Genomic DNA, 17,520 nt, shown 5'->3' with positions numbered 1-17,520 from the left:
CCGCGCCTTGCGCCCGGCGGGCTTTTCCACGTGCGCCTGGGCCGGCGCTGGGCGTGGCGGCTGCGTGGTACCTTCACGCCCCATGAACGGCCGACTGCTTGCCCCCGAAAAAGACGCGATCGCCGCGTTGCCCGAATTCACCCGCCTGGCGCTGCCGGACATCCGGGTCGTCTCCACCTCGGCCCAGGCGCGCGCCGCCGACGCGGAGCTGATGGGCGTCGAGGTGCTGGGCTTCGACACCGAATCCAAACCCACCTTCGCCCGCGGCGACGTGTCGGAAGGCCCGCACGTGGCCCAGTTCTCGACCCTGCGGACCGCCTGGGTGTTCCAGCTGCACGACCCCGACTGCCTGCGGGTGACCGCCGCGCTGCTGCGCTCGCCCGCGGTGCGCAAGGTGGGCTTCGGCCTGTCGGGCGATCTGCGGCAGCTGCGCAACCGTCTGGGCGTGGAGCCGCAGGCGGTGATGGACCTGGACACGGTGTTCCGCGAGCGCGGCTACCGCAAGGAGGTGGGCGTGAAGGCCGCGGCCGCCATCCTCTTCGGCCAGCGCTTCGTCAAGTCGAAGAAGGTGGCGACCACCAACTGGGCGAACCCGCAGCTCTCCGAATCGCAGATCGTCTACGCCGCCAACGATGCGTACGCGGCGATCCGGGTATACGCGGCGCTGGCCGCCGACGAGCAGAACGCGCTGCGGGCCGGCTGACGGCGTCTGGCTCCCCGGGCCGGCGACCCCAGCGGTTTTCAGAAGAAAGATGGGCGGGGCCGGCGTGCGGCGCCGACCTGCTGCTATCGTTTTAGGAGTAGTCGCCCAGGCCGATCGACTGCATCGTCTTGCCGCTCGCCTCCAGCTCGGCCCGGGTCCGGCGGAACAGGTCGGCCAGGGTGCGGCCCGGCTCGTCCGGGAAGCGGTCGCCGCAGGCCGACAGCTCGGCGATGCGGTCGACCCGGAACATCCGGAAATCCTGCCGCGCCTCGCACCAGGCGGCCAGGGTCCAGACCTCGCCCCAGAAGAAGCAGCCCAGCGGCCGCACCGCGCGCCGGCTGTCGCGCCCGGCCTCGTCGCGGTAGGCGATCTGCAGGCGGGTGCGTGCATGCACCGCCTCGCGCAACTGCTGGAGCCTCGCCAGCACCGGCGCAGGGGGCCGGCCGCGCGGCGCGAAGAGCGCCAGCCCCTCGGCCGCCGCGCGGGCGGAGCCGGGCAGCACCGACAGCATCTTGCCCAGCGCCGATTCGGCCGCCGCCGCCAGCGCCGGGTCGAGCCAGGGCTGCGCGATGCGCGCCGCGGCCACCAGCGCCTGCGCCTCGTCCTGGCTGAACATCAGCGGCGGCAGATCGAAGCCGCGGCCCAGCCGGTAGCCGACGCCGGCCTCGCCCTCGATCGGCACGCCCTGGCGCTGCAGGTCGGCCACGTCGCGGTAGACGGTGCGCTCCGACACCTCCAGCCGCGCGGCCAGGAACGCGGCGGTGGTGAGCCGCCGGCCGCGGATCAGCTGGACGATCTGGAACAGGCGGTCGGCGCGGCGCATGCGGGAGGATGGGGTCGGCGGAAGTACGGGGGAGCGAAGCACGCATGGTAGGACGTGCGTCTACTTTTCAACGGCCGGGTGCGTGCAGCCCGACGAGGTTGCCGTCCAGGTCGCGCATGTGGCCGATCCAGCCGATGCCGTGCGGCAGCTCGACGACACCCGCCTGCGCCGTACCGCCGGCGGCCGATGCGCGGGCCAGCGCGGCCTCGACGCTGCTGCCGCAGTCGAGATAAATCCGCACGCCCGCGTCGCCCGCCGCCTTCCGGGCCGGGCCGGCGGCCAGGCAGCCGCCGGTGGCGGGGCGGTCGTAGGAGAAGACGGCCAACGGGTCGCCGCCGAAGTCGGTGCGCTGCATCGGGCGGCCGACCACCGCCTCGTAGAAGCGCTGGGCGCCGTCGAGGTCGGCGCAGGGGATCTCGAACCAGGTGATCGACTGGACGGGGGTGGTTGCGGGGGTGGCGAGGGTCATGGGAGCACTCCGTTGTGAGGGAAGGCTCCGATGCTGCGGGGGGGCTGCTGACAGCGTGGTGTCAGCAGCGCGCGGCGGCGTGCGGCTACTTGGCCGTCGGCATCACGAACTCGGCGCCCTTCTCGGTGCTTTCGGGCCAGCGCTGCATCACCGATTTCTGCTTGGTGTAGAAGCGCACGCCTTCCTCGCCGTAGGCGTGCATGTCGCCGAACAGCGAGCGCTTCCAGCCGCCGAAACCGTGCCAGGCCATCGGCACCGGGATCGGCACGTTGATGCCGACCATGCCCACCTGGATGCGACGCGCGAACTCGCGGGCGATGTGGCCGTCGCGGGTGTAGCAGGCCACGCCGTTGCCGAACTCGTGGTCATTGACCAGATCCACCGCCTCGGCGAAGTCCTTGGCGCGCACGCAGGCCAGAACCGGGCCGAAGATCTCCTCCTTGTAGATGCGCATGCCGGGCGTCACCTTGTCGAACAGCGTGCCGCCGGTGAAGAAACCCTGCTCGTGGCCGGGCACGGTGAAGCCGCGGCCGTCCACCACCAGCTCGGCGCCCTCTTCCACGCCGAGGGCGATGTAGCCCTCGATCCGCTCCAGCGCCTGCTTCGTCACGATAGGGCCCATCTCGGCGTCGGGTTCCATGCCGTTCTTCACGACCAGGGCCCTGGCGCGCTCGGCCAGCTTGGGGATGATCTTGTCGGCCACGTCGCCGACCAGCACCGCCACGCTGATCGCCATGCAGCGCTCGCCGGCCGAGCCGTAGCCCGCGCCCACCAGCGCATCGACCGCCTGTTCGATGTCGGCGTCGGGCATCACCACCATGTGGTTCTTGGCGCCGCCGAGCGCCTGCACCCGCTTGCCGTGGCGCGCGCCGGTTTCGTAGATGTAGTTGGCGATGGGGGTGGAGCCGACGAAGCTGATCGCCTTCACGTCGGGGTGCTCCAGCAGCGCATCGACCGCCAGCTTGTCGCCCTGCACCACGTTGAACACGCCGTCGGGCAGGCCCGCTTCCTTCAGCAATCGGGCCATGTAGAGCGATGCGGACGGGTCGCGCTCGCTGGGCTTGAGCACGAAGCAGTTGCCCGCGGCGATCGCCACCGGGAACATCCAGCACGGCACCATCACCGGGAAGTTGAACGGCGTGATGCCGGCCACCACGCCCAGCGGCTGGCGCAGCGTCCAGTTGTCGATGCCGGTGGAGACCTGGTCGGTGAAGTCGCCCTTGAGCAGTTGCGGAATGCCGCAGGCGAACTCGATGATGTCGATGCCGCGCATCACCTCGCCCTGCGCGTCGCTGAACACCTTGCCGTGCTCGGCAGTGATGATCGCGGCGAGCGCGTCCTTGTGTTCGTTGACCAAGGCCAGGAACCTGTTCATCACCCGCGCGCGGCGGATGGGCGGCGTGTCGGACCAGGCAGGGAAAGCCTTGCTGGCGCTGGCGACGGCTGCCTCCACGTCTTCCGGCGCGGCCAGCCGCACCTGGCGGGCCTCAATGCCCAGCGACGGGTTGAAGACCGCCTGCGTGCGGCTGCCGGCGCCGGTGAACGGCTGGCCGTGGACGTAGTGGGCGATCTCGGCGGTGTCGGTGAAGGCGGCGGTCATGGCGGAGTCCTGGGTGTGTCCGGCGGGGGCCGGGAGATGTCGGGCGGAAGCGGGTCGGCGGCACGCATGGTTGCGTGCGGAGCCTGCAGTCTAGGAACTGCGCAACGCCCTGCCTAGACCGGGCGGTTGAATTGATTGTTCGCCATGGTGAACAATCCCTGCATGGAAACCCAAAAGATCGACACCCTCTGGACCCACCTGCACTGGCTCAACATCCTGGGCGAGCAGGGCAGCTTCACCGCCGCCGCGGCGCGGCTGGGCGTGAGCAAGGCCGCGATGAGCCAGCGCATCGCCGAACTGGAGCGCGCCGCCGGCGTGCCGCTGGTGCGCCGCACCACCCGCAGCATGCGGCTGACCGAGGCGGGCGAGCGCCTGGCCGACGGCACCCGCGGCGCCTTCGCGCAGATCGCCCAGGGTTTCGACAGCGTGCGCGACCTGGCCGCCGCGCCCCGCGGCCTGCTGCGGGTGACCGCCCCGGTCGCCTTCGCCCGCCAGCAGCTGGTGCCGCGGCTGCCGGAATTCCTGCGGGCCTTCCCCGAGGTGCGGCTGGAGCTGGACATGTCCGATCGCCTGCGCTCGCTGGCGATGGAGGGCTTCGACCTGGCGGTGCGTCACGCCGCCGCGCCGCCCGACACCCATGTCGCCTGGACCCTGGCGCCCACCCGCTCGGTGCTGGTCGCGAGCCGCGCCTACCTGCGCCGCAAGGGCACGCCGGCCACCCCGGCGGACCTGGCCGCGCACGACTGCCTGTACTACCCCCGCGCCCAGGGCCACCCGGCGTGGACCTTCGTGCCCCGCTCGCCGGCCGTCCCGCCGACACGCCGCAAGCGACCCACATCGCCCGGCGTGGCCGACACCCCCACCCGCCAGACCATCCCCGTGGCCGGCCCTTTCGCCGCCAACAACAGCGAAGCCCTGCGCGACGCCGCCGCCGCCGGCCTCGGCATCGCCCTGATGCCCGATTTCAGCGCCCAGTCGGGGCTGGCGGCCGGGCGGCTGGTGGAGGTGCTGCCGCAGTGGAAGCCGGTCGACGCGTTCGGCGAGCAGCTGTACGCGATCCGGCCGTATTCGGCCCATGTGCCGCGGGCGGTGGAGGCGTTCGTGGGATTCATGCGGGAGGCGTTCGTGGCGGGGTTTTGAGCGCCACGATCCAACATCACTCCCAATCTCAAAATGAGATAAAATGAAAACGTGCGGTTGATTTCCAATAAGCCACTTCGCGAATTTGCAGAACTTCACTTGGGCGCCCACGAGCCATTGCAGGCATGGAGGCATCTGGTCGAGCGCAATGTTTTCCATAGTTTCTCCGAGCTCAGGAAGGTCTTTGCCACCGTCGACAAGGTAGGAGACAAATACGTCTTCAACATCGGCGGAAACAAGTACCGGCTGATCGCCACCATCGCCTACCAGCCGCAGATCGTGTGGGTCAAACATGTCCTCACGCATGTCGAGTACGACAAAGGAGCCTGGAAATGAATGTGCACGACCTATCTTCCACCTGGTTGGCTTTTCACGAGGCTTTCGGTCTGGGCGCGCCTATCCGGAGCGAAGCGCAGTACGAGGAAATTCTGGCGGCGACCGATGCGTTGATGGACGAGCTGGCGCGCAACGAGTCGAGTCCTATCGCCGGGCTGGTTGCATTGTTGGCAGACCGCATCCAGGAATACGAAGCGCGGGTGCATTCCTGGCCGAATGACGCAGCGCCCGCCCATGTTCTGAGGTTTCTCATGGAAGAGCACGGGCTGAAGCAAAGCGACCTGTCCGACATCGCTTCGCAGGGCGTGATTTCCGAAATCCTGAGCGGCAAGCGCGAACTCAACGTGCGCCAGATCGCGGAACTGGCGCGGCGTTTCAACGTCAGCCCGGCGACGTTCTTCCCGCCTGTGGAGAATGCATTAACGGCAGTCGCTGCCTAGTCCTAGTAGCACCAGGCCAGGGCGGCCGTTCTAGACACCTACTTGTAGAACGCCTCCACCTTCCCCTTGATCGTAATCAGCACCGGCTTGCCGCGCCGGTCGACCGTCTTGCCGGCGGGCACCTTGATCCAGCCTTCGCTGACGCAGTATTCCTCGACGTCGAAGCGCTCCTTGTCGTTCAGGCGGATGCCGATGTCGTGCTCGAACACGGCGGCGACGTGGTGGGGGCTGCGGGGGTCGATGGACAGGCGGTCGGGCAGGGCCGGGGCTCCGGAAGGGGTGGCGGCCGCGGGGGTGGTGGGGGTGGTGTCGTTCATGGGCCGGATTTTCCCGGATTTGGAAAACGCGGCGGTGGGTGCCGCCGCAGCGGCCGGGTGGTTCAGGCGGCGTCGGCCGTGGCCGCGCGGGCGCCGGCCCGCTGCCCGGCGGCCACCTTGACCAGCGCGAATGGCGGCAGGCCCTGCAGCAGGCGCTGGCCGTAGGCGGTCTGGACCAGCCGGCGGTCGTAGCAGTAGACGCTGGCGCGGTCGTCCTCGCTGCGGATCGCGCGGCCCACCCACTGGGCCAGCCGGATCGCGGTGGCGGGCACGACCAGTTCGGTGAACGGGTCGCGGCCGGTGGCGCGCAGCCATTCGGCCCGCGCCTCGCCCACCGGGTCGTCGGGCGGGGCGAAGGGCAGCTTGGCGATGAAGACGGTCTCGCACAGCTTGCCGGGCAGGTCCAGCCCTTCGCCGAATGACTGCATGCCGAAGATGACCGAGGGCGCGCCCTCGGCCACCCGGCTGCGGTGGGTGGCCATCAGCTGCATGCGGGGCAGCGCGGTCTGCACCAGCACCCGGCCCTTGAGCGCGTCGGGCAGGGCGGCGACCGCCAGGCGCAACTGCTCGCGCGAGGTGAACAGCACCAGCGCGCCGTGCCGCACGTCGGCGATGTCGCGCACCAGCGCCTGGACCATCTCTGCGGTGTAGCCGGCCGCGTCGCGCGGATCGGCATGGGTGGCGGCGGCGACCAAGCGGCCCTGGGCGGCGTAGTCGAACGGGCTGGGCACTTCCAGGGTGGTGGTGGCCTCGTCGCCATGCAGGCCGGCTTCGCGCAAGAAGAAATCGAAGTGCCCGCAGCTGGTGAGCGTGGCCGAGGTCAGCACCGCGCCGCGCACGCTGTTCCACAGGTGGTGGCGCAGGGTCGAGCCGGGCAGCAGCGGGCTGGCGTGGGCCTGCAGCACGGGGGTGTCGCCGTCGAGCTCCAGGGTGAACCACTTGGCGGCCGGCACCTTGCCGGATACCGCCTCCTGCAGCAGCAGCTGGGCGGTGTCGTAGACCGATTCCAGCCGCGGCGCCAGCGCGCCGACCTGGGCGTACAGGGTGGAGAGGCGACGCGCCTCCTCGGGCTTGTCGCGCATCTCGGCGCGCAGGGCCTTGGCGATGGCGCGCAGGCTGATCAGGAAGCCCTCGGCATGGTGGGCGACCAGGCCTAGCGGCTCTTCCAGGGCCTCGGGCAGCTCGCCGCGCGGCAGCCGGGCACGGGCGCCGCCGCGGCCGGCTGCCTGCAGCTGGCTGCGCAGGGTGTCGCCGTACAGGTCCAGCGCCAGTCGCTCGACCTGCTGCAGCGCCTGGCGCAGCTGGGCGGCATCGCGCGGGATGTCGGCCGTCTCGTCGACCGACAGCAGGCCGCCGACCCGCACCGCGCGGTGGGCCAGGCGCTCGGCCCAGGCGTGGCGGCCCAGGTCCATCCGGCAGGCGAACTGGGCCAGCGCGGTGGCGGGCAGGTGGTGGGCCTCGTCCAGGATCAGCAGGCAGTTGTCGAGCTCCGGCAGCAGCCGGTTGCCGAGGGACGACAGCAGCAGGTCGTGGTTGACCACGATGACCTGCGCGCCCACCAGCAGCTTGCGGCGCTCGTAGTAGGCGCAGCCGTTGAAGGCCGGGCAGTGCTTGCCGGTGCAGGAGGCCGCGTCGGCCGCCATCGGGCCCCACACCTCGGGGGCGGGCGGCGACTCCAGCGCGTCGCGGTCGCCGTCCCAGGCGCCGCGGGCCAGGGCCTGGGCCACGCCGGTGTAGAACTGCAGCCGCGCCTCGACCTCGTGCGCCGGCCGGGCGGCACGGGAGGCGCGGGAGGCGGCTTCTTCCTCGGCGAAGAGGTCGTCCTCCAGCGCGTCGCCGTCGGTGCCCTCGGCGGCAATGCCGGTCAGCCGCTCCAGCTTCAGCTGGCAGACATAGCGGCCCCGGCCCTTGGCCAGCGCGAACTTGAAAGGCTGCGGCAGCAGCGCGGCCAGCGCCGGCAAATCCTTGGTGACCAGCTGCTCCTGCAGCGCGACGGTGGCGGTGGAGATCATCACCCGGGTGTTGCGGGCCAGGGCGATGGCGATGGCCGGCGCGCAGTAGGCGAGCGACTTGCCCACCCCCGTGCCCGCCTGGATCACCGCGACCGCCCGGGCCGGCGCGTCCTCGCCCTCCTCCACCTTGCCGAGCGACGCCGCGCCCAGCACCTGGGCCACCTGCTCGGCCATGCGCCGCTGCCCCGCCCGGCTGCGAAAACCCGCACTGGCCTGGACCGCCGTATCGAAAGCCTGCAGACCGACGGCGGCCCATTCCTTGGAAGACATGGGCGCAAGTGTTGCACAACTGGTCAAAACAACAGCCCGGCACAGAAAAAGACGCCCGCTCCACAAACCAAGCGAATGCTATTAATTTAATAGCTATTAGCCGGCATACAGAGCCGACCAGAGGCACTTTTCATTCAAAAATGGCCTGAAAACGGCCACCGCCCTGCCCCGTCCAGACGCACCGCGGGTCCGGCTCCGCCGGCCCGCCGGTCCGGCCCCCTGCAAAGGGGTAGGCGAAGACGCGCAGCGCGCAGCCTGGGGGTGTGCTCAACGTACGGGCAGGAACTGCACGAACTGCCCGCCCAGCAGCCCCTGCACATAGCCGATGGCCGCCCGCCGGTAGCGTTCGGTGCCGAAGACCGCCACCAGGTCCAGCCGGGCGACGATCTTGCCGAACTCGCGCTCGTAGCTCAGGTTGCGTACGGCCGGCGTCAGCTCGTCGGCCAGCAGCAGCGGCCGGCCGGCGGCATCGGTGCGGTGGGCCAGCATCCACACGAGAATCTCGACGTTGCGGGCCGCGTTGTAGAGGTGCTGGGCATCGAGCGAGTCGATCAGGTAGAACACCGTCTTGCCGCCGTGCGCGGTGACCAGCATGTCGGCCGTGGCGTACACCACCGCCGCCACCCGGTCGCCCACGAAATCGGGCGCCAGCGCCAGCGACAGGGCCGCGATGTCGCGCCTGCCCTGCAGCGCGGGCCACGGGGTGCGCTGCTCGACCGCGTCGCGCACCCGGGCGGCGGCGGCCTCCACACTGGACGCGCCCGACTTGCGCCACTCGGCCGGGTTGCGGCGGTACAGCTTGTCCATCAGCAGGTACAGGCTGTCGAGGTTGGCCCGCATCTCCAGGGTGACGAGCCGGTTGGTATCGGACTGCACCAGCTCGCCCGAGGTGGCCGGCACGCCGGTGACCTCGCCGCGCGGGGCCGGCGTGGGCGGCGGGGGCGGGTGGGCCGGGTCGGAGGCGCAGCCGGCCAGCAGGGCGGCTGCGAGCCAGCCGCAGGCCCGGCGAAGATGCGGCCTGGCGAAGAGGGAACGGTCGGGGAGAGAGGTCTGCACCCGGGCGATTATGGGAAGTGCGGAGCCGTGGCGGCTTTTTCCTCTTGGGTCACGGGGCCGCGATCCGCACGTGCCGCCACCGTGTCACGCCGCGCGGGGCGCCGGACCGCCGCCCGCGGCGGAGGCCGGCAGGCCGAAGGCCCGGTCGAACGCCCAGTTGAAGACGAAGGTGTAGACCAGAAAGAACACCACCAGCCCCAGGTCCATCACCAGCGCATCCCACAGGCTCACCTCGAACCACCAGGCCATCAGCGGCACCAGGAAGGCGACCAGCCCGCCCTCGAATCCGATCGCGTGCGCCACCCGGCGGCCCAGGCCGCGGCCGCGCACCGCCTGGCGGGCCTCCCAGCGCTCGAACATCCAGTTGAAGCACAGGTTCCAGACGATGGCGATGGCCGATGCCGCGACCGCCACCGCGCCCGAATGCGCCACGCCCTGCCCCGACATCAAGGCCAGCCCGGCACTGGCCACCACGATGGCGATGCCCTCGTAGAGGCTGACGTAGACGACGCGGCGCTTGATGCCCTGCATGGATGATTTCTCCTGGGTTATTCCGGTCCGCAACGCCGGACCACCCAGGCACTTTATATTCGCGTGGCTGATACAAAAAGTCAGCTTGTGTCAATTTTTCTGAAAGGTGGCGGCGCATGGCATTCACGACCGAGACGGTGCAGGTGTTCCTGGCGGTGCTCGACAGCGGCTCCTTCTCGGCCGCGGCGCGGCGGCTGGGCCGGGTACCGTCGGCGGTCAGCATGACCATCGGCCACCTGGAGGCCGAGCTGGGCCTGCTGCTGTTCGACCGCGCCGGCCGCGAACCCCGGCCGACGCCGGCGGCGCGTGCGCTGGAGCCGCAGGCGCGGCTGCTGGCCGCCCAGCTGCGGCAGCTGGATGCGCAGGCGCTGGCCCTGACCCAGGGGCTGGAGAGCCGGCTGACGCTGGCGATCGCGCCCGAGCTGCTGTCGGCCCGCTGGATCGGCCCGCTGCAGACCTTGGCGCAGGACTATCCTCTGCTGGAGGTGGAGGTGCTGGCCGCGCCGCAGGCCGACGCGCTGCGGCTGCTGCATGCGGGCGCCGCGCAGCTGGCCCTGGTGTTCGAGCGGCCCAGCCTGGACGGCCGCGAGGGCTTCCAGGAGGTGAGCAGCGAATCGCTGGTGGCGGTGATGGCACCGCAGCACCCGCTGCTGGCGGGCGGCGGCCCGCCCGGCGGCCTGCGCGAGGTGCACCTGACGACCACCCGCCAGATCGTGGTGACCAGCCGCGACGTGACCGAGATGGACCCGCGCTTCGTCTTCGCCCGCCACTGCTGGCGCACCGACAACCCGGTGGCGGCCCTGGGCCTGATCGGCGCCGGCCTGGGCTGGGGCTGGCTGCCGCGCAGCTTCGTCGCGCCGCACCTGGCCGCGGGCAGCCTGCGGGTGCTGGAGATGGTCAACCTGACCAACGGGCTGGACCTGTGGGTGGACGTGGTCTGGTCGAAGGAGCGGCCTCTGGGCTTGGCCGCGCGGCGCTTCGTGGAGCTGATCGGCGTGCCGCCGGCAGATGGCGCCACCCGTACTGCAGAGGGCTGAACCCGCCTCGGGCATCCCGTACCGGCGACTGACCCTTCCCTCTGCACCATTCTTCTCGCGCATACCGGCAGCCCTGGACGAAAACATTCCAGTTTTGTATACGCCATTGGCGTATGATCTGAGACGTGGTCTTCGTAGAGACACCTACCTTCACACGCCAAGTGACGCTGCTGCTTAGCGACGAGGAATACCGGGAGCTGCAGAACACGCTGGTGCGGGATCCCGAACACGGCGCACTCATCAAGGCCGGCGGGGGCCTGCGCAAGATGCGCTATGGGCTGCAAGGGCGTGGAAAAAGTGGCGGCGTGCGGGCGATTTACTACTGGATCAGCGAAGACGACCGGATCTACATGCTGGTGATGTACCCGAAATCCGAAAAGGACGACCTGAGCGCCAGCGAGACGGCCATCCTGCGGAAATTGGTCAAGGAGTTGTGACGATGGACAAGACTTTGTTTGACGAACTGGTGGGTAGCCTTAAGGAGGCAAGTGCCATCGCAAAAGGACAGGCTCTGCCCTCGCGCCGTTTCCAGGTGGCGTCCCCGGATACGCGCGCGGTGCGCGAGCAACTCGGCCTGACCCAGGCCGAGTTCGCCAAGCTAATGCGCGTGAGCATCAAGACGCTGCAGAACTGGGAGCAGCACCGGCGCAACCCCACAGGGCCGGCAGCCGCGCTGCTCAAGATCGTGTCCCACGCGCCAGAGGTGGCACTGCGTTCGCTTCATGCATGAGGTGCCAGCCGGTGCATTCGGCAGTTAATTACAGTCGGCTTTTGTTTGATTACCGACGCTTTGGACAGCAGCAGTCTCGATACGCCTGAACGCAACATTTCCTAGCCCGTAGAACCATGCGCGGTGGCACCCTGTGGTGCTTCCGGCCTCCGGACGCCTGTGGAGGTTGGCGCTAGAACTGCACGTCGACCACCACGTTGTCCGCATAGTCGCCCACCGGCGGCGCGGGCTGGTCGGGGTAGATGCGGGCGGTGTAGGGGAGGGTCTGGACGTTGAGGCCGTCGGCCAGGGCCGCGGCGCTGCGGGTGCCGGCCGCGGTGCCCCAGACGCTGTTGTCGGATCTGAAGATGTCGTAGGCCAGCCGGTTGCCGCCCGCGGCCATCTGCCGCCGGCCGCCCGCCGGGTAGGTGCCGGGGCCCAGGCCGACGGTGTAGAGCATGTTGCGGGTGCAGGTGAGCCGGATCGCCTGCGACAGCGCCGGAAAGCCGCTCGGCAGCGGCGCGGTGCCGAAGGCCAAGTTGGGCGCGGCGATGGCGCAGTCGTTGGTGACGGTCAGGCTGATCCGCAGGGTGCGGTTCAGGGTGCCGCCGGCCAGCGGCGCGGCCACCACCAGCGGCACGAGCTGCACCGCACAGAGGCCGGCGACGCTCACCAGGGCCTGGCAGAGGTTGGCGTAGGTCCACTGCACCGTCAGCACGTCTTCGTAGGTGCCGGCGGGCAGGTTGGCGGTGCCGGTGGTGGCGATGTTGACCGGCAGCGTGGCCCGGCCGCCGGTGAAGAGGCCCACCGCGGTGGCGCCCGCCAGGTTGATCGCCAGCAGGCCGTCGCTGTAGACGGTGCCGCTGCCGCCGGTGAGCTGGTAGGGGATGGTGAAGCCGCTCACCGGGTCCTTGAGCAGACGGCCCTGGGCGGTGCCGACGATGGTGGCGCGGACGGTGGGGGTGGCGCTCAGCAGGGCCAGCAGCACGCCCGGGCAGTCGAGGTGGAAGCTGCCCAGGCCGGTGACCGCCGGCCCGGCGATCACCCGCTGCGAGGGCACGCTGCCCAGCCCGCCGCCCGTCTCGGCGCCGGTGCAGGCGGCCGCCGCGGTGCGACCGAGGGTGGCCAGCGCCAGCAGGCCGATGGCGCACCGCAGCCGGCGCGCGGTGCGGCGCGCGCTGCGATCGGCGGCAGGTTGCGCGGTCATCGGCGCGCCCCGCCCGTGGCGGCATCGGCCCCGCCCTGCACGCCCGGCAGGCCGGATGCGCCCTGCACGGCGGGACCGCCCTGCGCCTGGGGCCGGCACACCACCTGCCGCAGCCCCTCCTCGTCGTACATCCGCGCCGAGAAGCCGGCCTGGCACAGCACACCGTTCTGCGGCCGGGCGAGCAGCGTGTTCTGCGGCTGCATCTGGCCGAGGAAGACCACGCCGTCCCAGCCCACCAGGGTGTCGGTGCCGGCCTCGGCATGGCGCACCGGCGTGCCCACCGGCAGCGGCACGCCCAGCGCGTCGACCAGCGCGATGGTGGCCGAGCGCAGCGTCTGCACCGGGATCTCGACCAGCGCGCCCATGCCGCCGCGCACGGCCACCTGCCGCTCGGTGACCGGCGCGAAGCGGTCGGCCGGCAGGTCGAGCAGGTCCAGCTCGTAGCGGCCGTTGCGGTAGGCGGGCACCTGCGGCACCAGCAGGTAGCCCTGCGCGTCGGTGCGGCCGATGAGTTGCTGCTCGAAGCGCACCGGCACGTTGGGCACGCCGCCGGTGGAGACCAGCGCGAAGCCGTCGCCGATGCGGTTGGCGGCGAAGGCGTGGCCGTCCATCAGGCCGAGCGAGCCGGAGGCACCGGCCCAGCGCGCGGTCTGGTCGCCGGTGCCGTAGACGCCGCCCTGCACCAGCGCCACGTCGTTGCGGTACTGGACCGCGGCGGCGCGGTAGCGCTCCGCGCTGTCGCCGCCGAGCGATTGGGTGATGTTCCAGCCGAAGCCGCCGTCCGACGGCACCGCGTCCTGGTAGGTGGCCTGGGCACGGGTGCTGTCGTTGCTGCGCACCGCAGCGGTGGAGACGCTGGCCCGGGAATCGAGCATGTAGGTGAGCTGCAGCCGCACCTGGGTATCGCCCGTCTCCACCGTGCGGCCGGCGGTCATCGACAGGTAGACCCGGTCGCTCAGGGGCCGGCTGTAGCTGGCGTAGGCGAGCCGGGTGCGGCCGCCAGCGATGCCGCCCTGCAGGTCGACCCAGCCGGCGCTGACCGAGCCGCGGCCGACGGGCAGGCTGCCCGAGAGCTGGCGGGTGCGCCGCTGCAGCCGGAAGCCGTCGTCGGCATAGGTGCCGGCGTCGCCGTAGCCGGCGGTGCGACCGATCTGCTGCAGCGACACGCTGCCGACAGTGCCGGTGTACTGGTAGCCGGCGCTGTACTGCCAGCCGCCCCGGCCGGCGTCGGGGTTGCCGTTGCCGAACGCGGGCGATACGCCGGGGCCGCCCGCATCGGCCCGGCCCCGGCTCAGCGACGCGTTCAGGGTGCCGACCAGACCGGCCTTCACCAGCCCGCCGATGCCCGCCACCGCCAGCCCGCGGCCCACCTGGGCCTGCGCCTCGACGGTGAGGCTGTCGCTCCAGCCCTGCCGCACCACGCCGCTGGCCACTGCGCGTCCGTAGCCGACGCTGCGCAGGCCGTAGCCGCGCCGCAGCGCGCCGGCCGAGAAGGAATAGTCGACCAGGCCCGGGCGCAGCAGCTGCTGGCTGACGTAGAAGGGCAGCGCGGTGAGCACCTGGCGGCCCAGCGCGTCGGTCGCGACCACGGTGGCGGTGCCGGCGCCGTTGACGATCGGCAGCTCGCCCAGGCTGAACGGGCCGGCCTCCACCGGACGGGCGGCCGCGCGGTAGCCGTTGACGAACAGGTCCACCGCCGAGGGCACCGCCGCCTGCCCGGCGAACTGCGGCAGCGGGTAGGTGACCAGGTCGGGCCGGATGCCGAAGTTGCGCGACCACTGCACCCCGCCGAGCCGCACCGCGCTGGTCCAGGGCAGCGCGCCGGTGACCACGTCGCCCACGACGCGCTGGCTGGCGTCGTCGGGGTCGACCCGGGTCCAGCGGGTGTCGTAGCGCAGGTAGCCGTCGGCCGCGCCGCTGCTGGTACTGCGGTAGAGGCCGGTGTTCGACAGCGTGCCCAGCCGGCCGAAGACGCGCTGCTCGGTCCAGAGCGAACGCAGGCTGCTGCCGCGCGAGGTGGTGGTGTAGGCGTCGTAGTTCAGCAGCAGGCCGGTGCCGTCGGCCAGTTCGGCGCGGCGCAGGTGGGGCGGCGTGTCGAAGGCCTGCAGCGGCAGCCAGTCGGTCGGCACGGTGATCAGCAGGCGCTGGCCCAGGCCGTCGTACTCGGTGGCGACGCCCGGCAGGCTGTCGACCGCCAGGCGGCTGCCGGCCGGCCGGGTGTTCTGCACGTGCAGCCGGCGCAGCACCTCGGCGTCGATCTCGTAATGGTGGCCGCGCTGCGTCACCGGCACCACCTCGCCGCTGGCCCGGCCGTTGACCACCAGCTCCAGGTAGAGCAGCACCGGCTCGGCACCGGTGGCCGGCAACGGCACCAGGGTGTCGGCCGCCAGCAGCCGCGGCAGGCACAGGCAGAGCACCAGGGCGGGCAGGCGTCGCGCATGGGAGCGTGCCGGCACCGCCCGGGGCTCAGTCGGCCCCATGCGGCAGCGCCAGGGTATGGCCGTTGACCGTCGCCTGCAGCCCATGGCCGGGCGGCGGCTCCTTCTCCAGCGGCCACTGCATCCGCTGGCCGGGCAGCACGTAGCCGAGCAGGCCGGCGTTCACCGCCACCGGCGGCCGGCCCTCGGCCACCCAGTCGACCAGGGTGATCCGGCCGTGGGCGGTCCCGCGGTTGCGGATCGCCAGTGCCGGCCGGCCGGCCGGGGTGCGCACCACCCGGTAGTCGAGCTTCGGCTCCAGCACCTGCGAGGGCGCCGGGGTGCGGCGCGCGCCGGCGCCGGTGCTGGGCAGCGGCTTGTCGGGGCGCGCGTCGGGGCCGTAGAGGAAAAGGGGCACCGAGTAGCGCATCTGCAGGTTCACCGCCGCGCCGGCCGGGGCAGCGGCCGGCGCCTGCGCGGCCACGGCGCCGTCGGTTGCCAGTGCCGGGGCGGGCAGCGGCGACGCGGTGCCGGGCAGCTCGTCCACCACCACCCGGAAGGCCTGCTCGGCGCCCGGCGGCGCGGGGCGGGTGGCGATCAGCCGCACCATCTGCCGCTGGCGCGGCGGGATGCTGCTGATCGGCGGGCTGGCGATCACCTGCTGCTGCGCCGCCAGCACGTCCTCGCCCTGCGGCTGCTCCCAGCCGAAGACGCGCACCTGCATCGCGATCGGCTGGTCGCCCTGGTTCTCGATCCACAGCGCGACCGCCTGCGGCTCGCCGACGATGACCGGATCGACCGGCCAGATCATGATCGGCGAGACGGCGGCGGCAGGGCCGCCGGCCAGCGCCAGCAGGGCGGCGGCGATGCCGCGGCACGCACCGGCGGCGGTGCGATGCAGCAGAAGAGGCGCTACCGGGTGCATGCCGGCGCTACCAGGACAGGGTGACACGCACCGTGTCGGTATAGGTGCCCGCCACTGCGCCGGTGCCGGGCAGCGTCACCATGCCCATCACCGGCAGTGCGGTGGGCGAGGCGCCCAGCGCCAGGCCCAGGGGCGATCCCGGCACCAGCGGCTGGTTGCCGCCGGTGGTCATGAAGAGCGCGTAGGGCAGGAAAACGCCGCTGCCGTTGTGCAGCCGGCGCTGCAGGCCGCTGGCGTTCTGGCCCGCGTCGACCGTCACCTGCATCGTGGTGCCCGGCGTGCACTGCACCAGCGACTGGTTGGCGGTGCTCGACAGCGGCACGCTCACGTTGCCGGTCTGCAGGGCCGAGTGCAGGCCGAAATCCAGCCGCCCGATCCTCAGGTCGGTGACCTGCGCCGGATTGGACGCCACCTGGCAGCCGGGCGCGATGGTGGCGCCCACGGCGAAGGTGGCAGTGGTGGGCACCTGCACCGCCGCGGCGGCCTGCAGCGCCAAAGCCAGCGACGCGGTGCACAGCAGCAGCGCGGTACCGGCCGCCCGCACGCCGCGCCGCACGCTGTGGCGCCAGAAGTTCGCCGGGGAGCGGTGCCGCCACATGGTGGGGGTCCTGTTGCGGCCGGGATGCGGGTGCCGGTGCGCCTGGCATCGGCTAGAACGTCAGGGTGACGATGACCGTGTCGACGTAGGTGCCCGAGGGCAGCGCCGTCGGGCTGGTCTTGTTGACCAGGCCGTAGATCGGCAGGTTGAAGGCCGACCCGGCGGCGGGAATCGTCACGCCCAGCGGCTGGCCGATCGCGTAGGTGGCGGTGTGGCCCGGGTCCTGGTAGATCTCGTAGGGCACGAAGGCGGTACCGTTGCTCATCGCCCTGCTGCCCGGCCCGATGGCGGTGCCCGAGCCGGCGTGGCCGCCGCCGTTGACGGTGATCGTCAGGCCCGACACGTCGGGCGAGCAGAGCACCTGCGTGACGCCCGAGCCGCCGCTGCCGCCGGTCACCGTGGCCGACACCGGGCCGACGAAGGTGGAGGGCCGCGAGCCGAAGTCGAGCGTGCCCAGGTTGACGTTGTTGCCCACCCCGGTGACGCCGTTGACGATCAGGCAGCCGGTGCTGAGCGTGATGGTGGAGACCAGCTCGCCGGTCAGCGTCGCGGCCGGGCTGCCGCCCGAGGCCAGCAGGCCGAGGGCCGCGGCCGCCACCGCGCCGTGCCGCCTGCGGTGGGCGAAACGGTGCGCGCCGGACATGGATCGAATGGCCTTCATAGCGGTCTCCTGTGGTGAGCACATCACCCCGGAGCGCCTGCCACCGGGGATTTAAAGCTGGGTGAATATTGACAGCTTTATTGCCCGGGTACAACGGTGCCGACCTTTTTTCAAGGCTATTGGCGAGCGGCGAAATCGCCTCTTTTTCGGGCACCGCCGATGGCGGGACGGTGGCATGCCACCGGCTTATGCACCCGGACATATACCGGCGCCACCCCGTCCGCCACCCCCTGTCTGCAGGCATGATCTGGCACCGTCTCCGGCGCGTG

Annotated in this window: 19 protein-coding genes; 7 read left to right on the top strand and 12 right to left on the bottom strand. The window is 71.4% G+C overall.

Annotated elements, in window-relative coordinates; all coding sequences use genetic code 11:
• The first annotated feature begins 82 nt into the window (after positions 1 to 82).
• The gene (locus ASE76_RS07015) at positions 83 to 703 is read left to right on the top strand and encodes a 3'-5' exonuclease (protein ID WP_055836881.1); all 621 of its coding nucleotides are present in this window, start codon (positions 83 to 85) and stop codon (positions 701 to 703) included.
• Positions 704 to 794: 91 nt separating this feature from the next.
• Here ASE76_RS07015 and ASE76_RS07010 read toward each other — a convergent pair whose 3' ends face one another.
• The 3 genes from ASE76_RS07010 to ASE76_RS07000 form a co-directional block, all read right to left on the bottom strand.
• Complete coding sequence (locus tag ASE76_RS07010; RefSeq protein WP_055836878.1) at positions 795 to 1,526, bottom strand: YafY family protein; 732 nt, start codon at positions 1,524 to 1,526, stop codon at positions 795 to 797.
• Between the two features lie 67 nt (positions 1,527 to 1,593).
• Entirely contained in the window at positions 1,594 to 1,995 is a 402-nt protein-coding gene (locus tag ASE76_RS07005) for a VOC family protein (protein WP_055836876.1), read from the bottom strand.
• A gap of 85 nt (positions 1,996 to 2,080) precedes the next feature.
• Complete coding sequence (locus ASE76_RS07000; protein WP_055836873.1) at positions 2,081 to 3,595, bottom strand: CoA-acylating methylmalonate-semialdehyde dehydrogenase; 1,515 nt, start codon at positions 3,593 to 3,595, stop codon at positions 2,081 to 2,083.
• A gap of 162 nt (positions 3,596 to 3,757) precedes the next feature.
• Between ASE76_RS07000 and ASE76_RS06995 the strand changes: the two genes are divergently transcribed.
• Genes ASE76_RS06995 through ASE76_RS06985 form a run of 3 tightly spaced genes read left to right on the top strand, consistent with a single transcriptional unit; the run spans position 3,758 to position 5,511 of the window.
• A complete protein-coding gene (locus ASE76_RS06995; protein WP_055836999.1) occupies positions 3,758 to 4,735 on the top strand; it encodes a LysR family transcriptional regulator in 978 nt (325 codons plus the stop codon).
• Between the two features lie 51 nt (positions 4,736 to 4,786).
• The gene (locus tag ASE76_RS06990) at positions 4,787 to 5,071 is read left to right on the top strand and encodes a type II toxin-antitoxin system HigB family toxin (protein WP_055836870.1); all 285 of its coding nucleotides are present in this window, start codon (positions 4,787 to 4,789) and stop codon (positions 5,069 to 5,071) included.
• Positions 5,068 to 5,511: a type II toxin-antitoxin system HigA family antitoxin gene (locus tag ASE76_RS06985; protein ID WP_055836867.1), complete on the top strand. Its 444-nt coding sequence runs from the start codon at positions 5,068 to 5,070 to the stop codon at positions 5,509 to 5,511. The genes ASE76_RS06990 and ASE76_RS06985 overlap by 4 nt, the downstream gene beginning before the upstream one ends.
• A 38-nt stretch (positions 5,512 to 5,549) precedes the next feature.
• On the opposite strand, the gene ASE76_RS06980 is transcribed toward ASE76_RS06985, so the two are convergent.
• The 4 genes from ASE76_RS06980 to ASE76_RS06965 form a co-directional block, all read right to left on the bottom strand.
• The gene (locus ASE76_RS06980) at positions 5,550 to 5,828 is read right to left on the bottom strand and encodes a DUF3297 family protein (protein WP_055836864.1); all 279 of its coding nucleotides are present in this window, start codon (positions 5,826 to 5,828) and stop codon (positions 5,550 to 5,552) included.
• A gap of 62 nt (positions 5,829 to 5,890) precedes the next feature.
• Positions 5,891 to 8,110, bottom strand: a complete 2,220-nt coding sequence (dinG, locus tag ASE76_RS06975; protein ID WP_055836860.1) for an ATP-dependent DNA helicase DinG — start codon at positions 8,108 to 8,110, stop codon at positions 5,891 to 5,893.
• A gap of 267 nt (positions 8,111 to 8,377) precedes the next feature.
• Positions 8,378 to 9,166, bottom strand: coding sequence for a hypothetical protein (locus tag ASE76_RS06970; protein ID WP_055836857.1), 789 nt, complete (start codon positions 9,164 to 9,166; stop codon positions 8,378 to 8,380).
• Positions 9,167 to 9,250: 84 nt separating this feature from the next.
• On the bottom strand, positions 9,251 to 9,697 hold the full coding sequence (locus ASE76_RS06965) for a PACE efflux transporter (RefSeq protein WP_055836853.1): 447 nt from the start codon (positions 9,695 to 9,697) through the stop codon (positions 9,251 to 9,253).
• 116 nt (positions 9,698 to 9,813) lie between these two features.
• Here ASE76_RS06965 and ASE76_RS06960 point away from each other — a divergent pair, with 116 nt between their 5' ends.
• From ASE76_RS06960 to nadS, 3 genes are all read left to right on the top strand, one after another.
• On the top strand, positions 9,814 to 10,734 hold the full coding sequence (locus ASE76_RS06960; protein ID WP_055836850.1) for a LysR family transcriptional regulator: 921 nt from the start codon (positions 9,814 to 9,816) through the stop codon (positions 10,732 to 10,734).
• Between the two features lie 125 nt (positions 10,735 to 10,859).
• Complete coding sequence (locus ASE76_RS06955; protein WP_055836847.1) at positions 10,860 to 11,171, top strand: type II toxin-antitoxin system RelE/ParE family toxin; 312 nt, start codon at positions 10,860 to 10,862, stop codon at positions 11,169 to 11,171.
• A gap of 2 nt (positions 11,172 to 11,173) precedes the next feature.
• Positions 11,174 to 11,464: a NadS family protein gene (gene nadS, locus ASE76_RS06950; protein WP_055836844.1), complete on the top strand. Its 291-nt coding sequence runs from the start codon at positions 11,174 to 11,176 to the stop codon at positions 11,462 to 11,464.
• 172 nt (positions 11,465 to 11,636) lie between these two features.
• Here the strand turns inward: nadS and ASE76_RS06945 are convergent, their stop codons facing one another.
• Genes ASE76_RS06945 through ASE76_RS06925 form a run of 5 tightly spaced genes read right to left on the bottom strand, consistent with a single transcriptional unit; the run spans position 11,637 to position 17,251 of the window.
• Complete coding sequence (locus ASE76_RS06945; RefSeq protein WP_055836841.1) at positions 11,637 to 12,650, bottom strand: spore coat U domain-containing protein; 1,014 nt, start codon at positions 12,648 to 12,650, stop codon at positions 11,637 to 11,639.
• Positions 12,647 to 15,106, bottom strand: coding sequence for a fimbria/pilus outer membrane usher protein (locus tag ASE76_RS06940; protein WP_236698368.1), 2,460 nt, complete (start codon positions 15,104 to 15,106; stop codon positions 12,647 to 12,649). Before ASE76_RS06940 ends, ASE76_RS06945 begins: the two co-directional genes overlap by 4 nt.
• A gap of 10 nt (positions 15,107 to 15,116) precedes the next feature.
• On the bottom strand, positions 15,117 to 15,992 hold the full coding sequence (locus ASE76_RS06935) for a molecular chaperone (protein WP_055836837.1): 876 nt from the start codon (positions 15,990 to 15,992) through the stop codon (positions 15,117 to 15,119).
• A gap of 7 nt (positions 15,993 to 15,999) precedes the next feature.
• Entirely contained in the window at positions 16,000 to 16,590 is a 591-nt protein-coding gene (locus tag ASE76_RS06930) for a spore coat U domain-containing protein (RefSeq protein WP_055836834.1), read from the bottom strand.
• 52 nt (positions 16,591 to 16,642) lie between these two features.
• On the bottom strand, positions 16,643 to 17,251 hold the full coding sequence (locus ASE76_RS06925) for a spore coat U domain-containing protein (protein ID WP_055836832.1): 609 nt from the start codon (positions 17,249 to 17,251) through the stop codon (positions 16,643 to 16,645).
• Between the last annotated feature and the right edge of the window lie 269 nt (positions 17,252 to 17,520).

Origin of the sequence: Xylophilus sp. Leaf220 (assembly GCF_001421705.1) — a bacterium.
GTDB lineage: Bacteria > Pseudomonadota > Gammaproteobacteria > Burkholderiales > Burkholderiaceae_C > Xylophilus.
The sequence above is the reverse complement of the archived record's forward strand: the minus strand, read 5'-3'. Positions and strand labels throughout refer to the sequence as shown.

Coding starts and splice junctions, on each gene's coding strand:
- ASE76_RS06925 (WP_055836832.1), bottom strand. CDS start 17,251: ATGAAGGCCATTCGATCCATGTCCGGCGCGCACCGTTTCGCCCACCGC.
- ASE76_RS07000 (WP_055836873.1), bottom strand. CDS start 3,595: ATGACCGCCGCCTTCACCGACACCGCCGAGATCGCCCACTACGTCCAC.
- ASE76_RS06995 (WP_055836999.1), top strand. CDS start 3,758: ATGGAAACCCAAAAGATCGACACCCTCTGGACCCACCTGCACTGGCTC.
- ASE76_RS06960 (WP_055836850.1), top strand. CDS start 9,814: ATGGCATTCACGACCGAGACGGTGCAGGTGTTCCTGGCGGTGCTCGAC.
- ASE76_RS07005 (WP_055836876.1), bottom strand. CDS start 1,995: ATGACCCTCGCCACCCCCGCAACCACCCCCGTCCAGTCGATCACCTGG.
- ASE76_RS06965 (WP_055836853.1), bottom strand. CDS start 9,697: ATGCAGGGCATCAAGCGCCGCGTCGTCTACGTCAGCCTCTACGAGGGC.
- ASE76_RS07015 (WP_055836881.1), top strand. CDS start 83: ATGAACGGCCGACTGCTTGCCCCCGAAAAAGACGCGATCGCCGCGTTG.
- ASE76_RS07010 (WP_055836878.1), bottom strand. CDS start 1,526: ATGCGCCGCGCCGACCGCCTGTTCCAGATCGTCCAGCTGATCCGCGGC.
- ASE76_RS06945 (WP_055836841.1), bottom strand. CDS start 12,650: ATGACCGCGCAACCTGCCGCCGATCGCAGCGCGCGCCGCACCGCGCGC.
- ASE76_RS06930 (WP_055836834.1), bottom strand. CDS start 16,590: ATGTGGCGGCACCGCTCCCCGGCGAACTTCTGGCGCCACAGCGTGCGG.
- ASE76_RS06985 (WP_055836867.1), top strand. CDS start 5,068: ATGAATGTGCACGACCTATCTTCCACCTGGTTGGCTTTTCACGAGGCT.
- dinG (WP_055836860.1), bottom strand. CDS start 8,110: ATGTCTTCCAAGGAATGGGCCGCCGTCGGTCTGCAGGCTTTCGATACG.
- ASE76_RS06935 (WP_055836837.1), bottom strand. CDS start 15,992: ATGCACCCGGTAGCGCCTCTTCTGCTGCATCGCACCGCCGCCGGTGCG.
- nadS (WP_055836844.1), top strand. CDS start 11,174: ATGGACAAGACTTTGTTTGACGAACTGGTGGGTAGCCTTAAGGAGGCA.
- ASE76_RS06980 (WP_055836864.1), bottom strand. CDS start 5,828: ATGAACGACACCACCCCCACCACCCCCGCGGCCGCCACCCCTTCCGGA.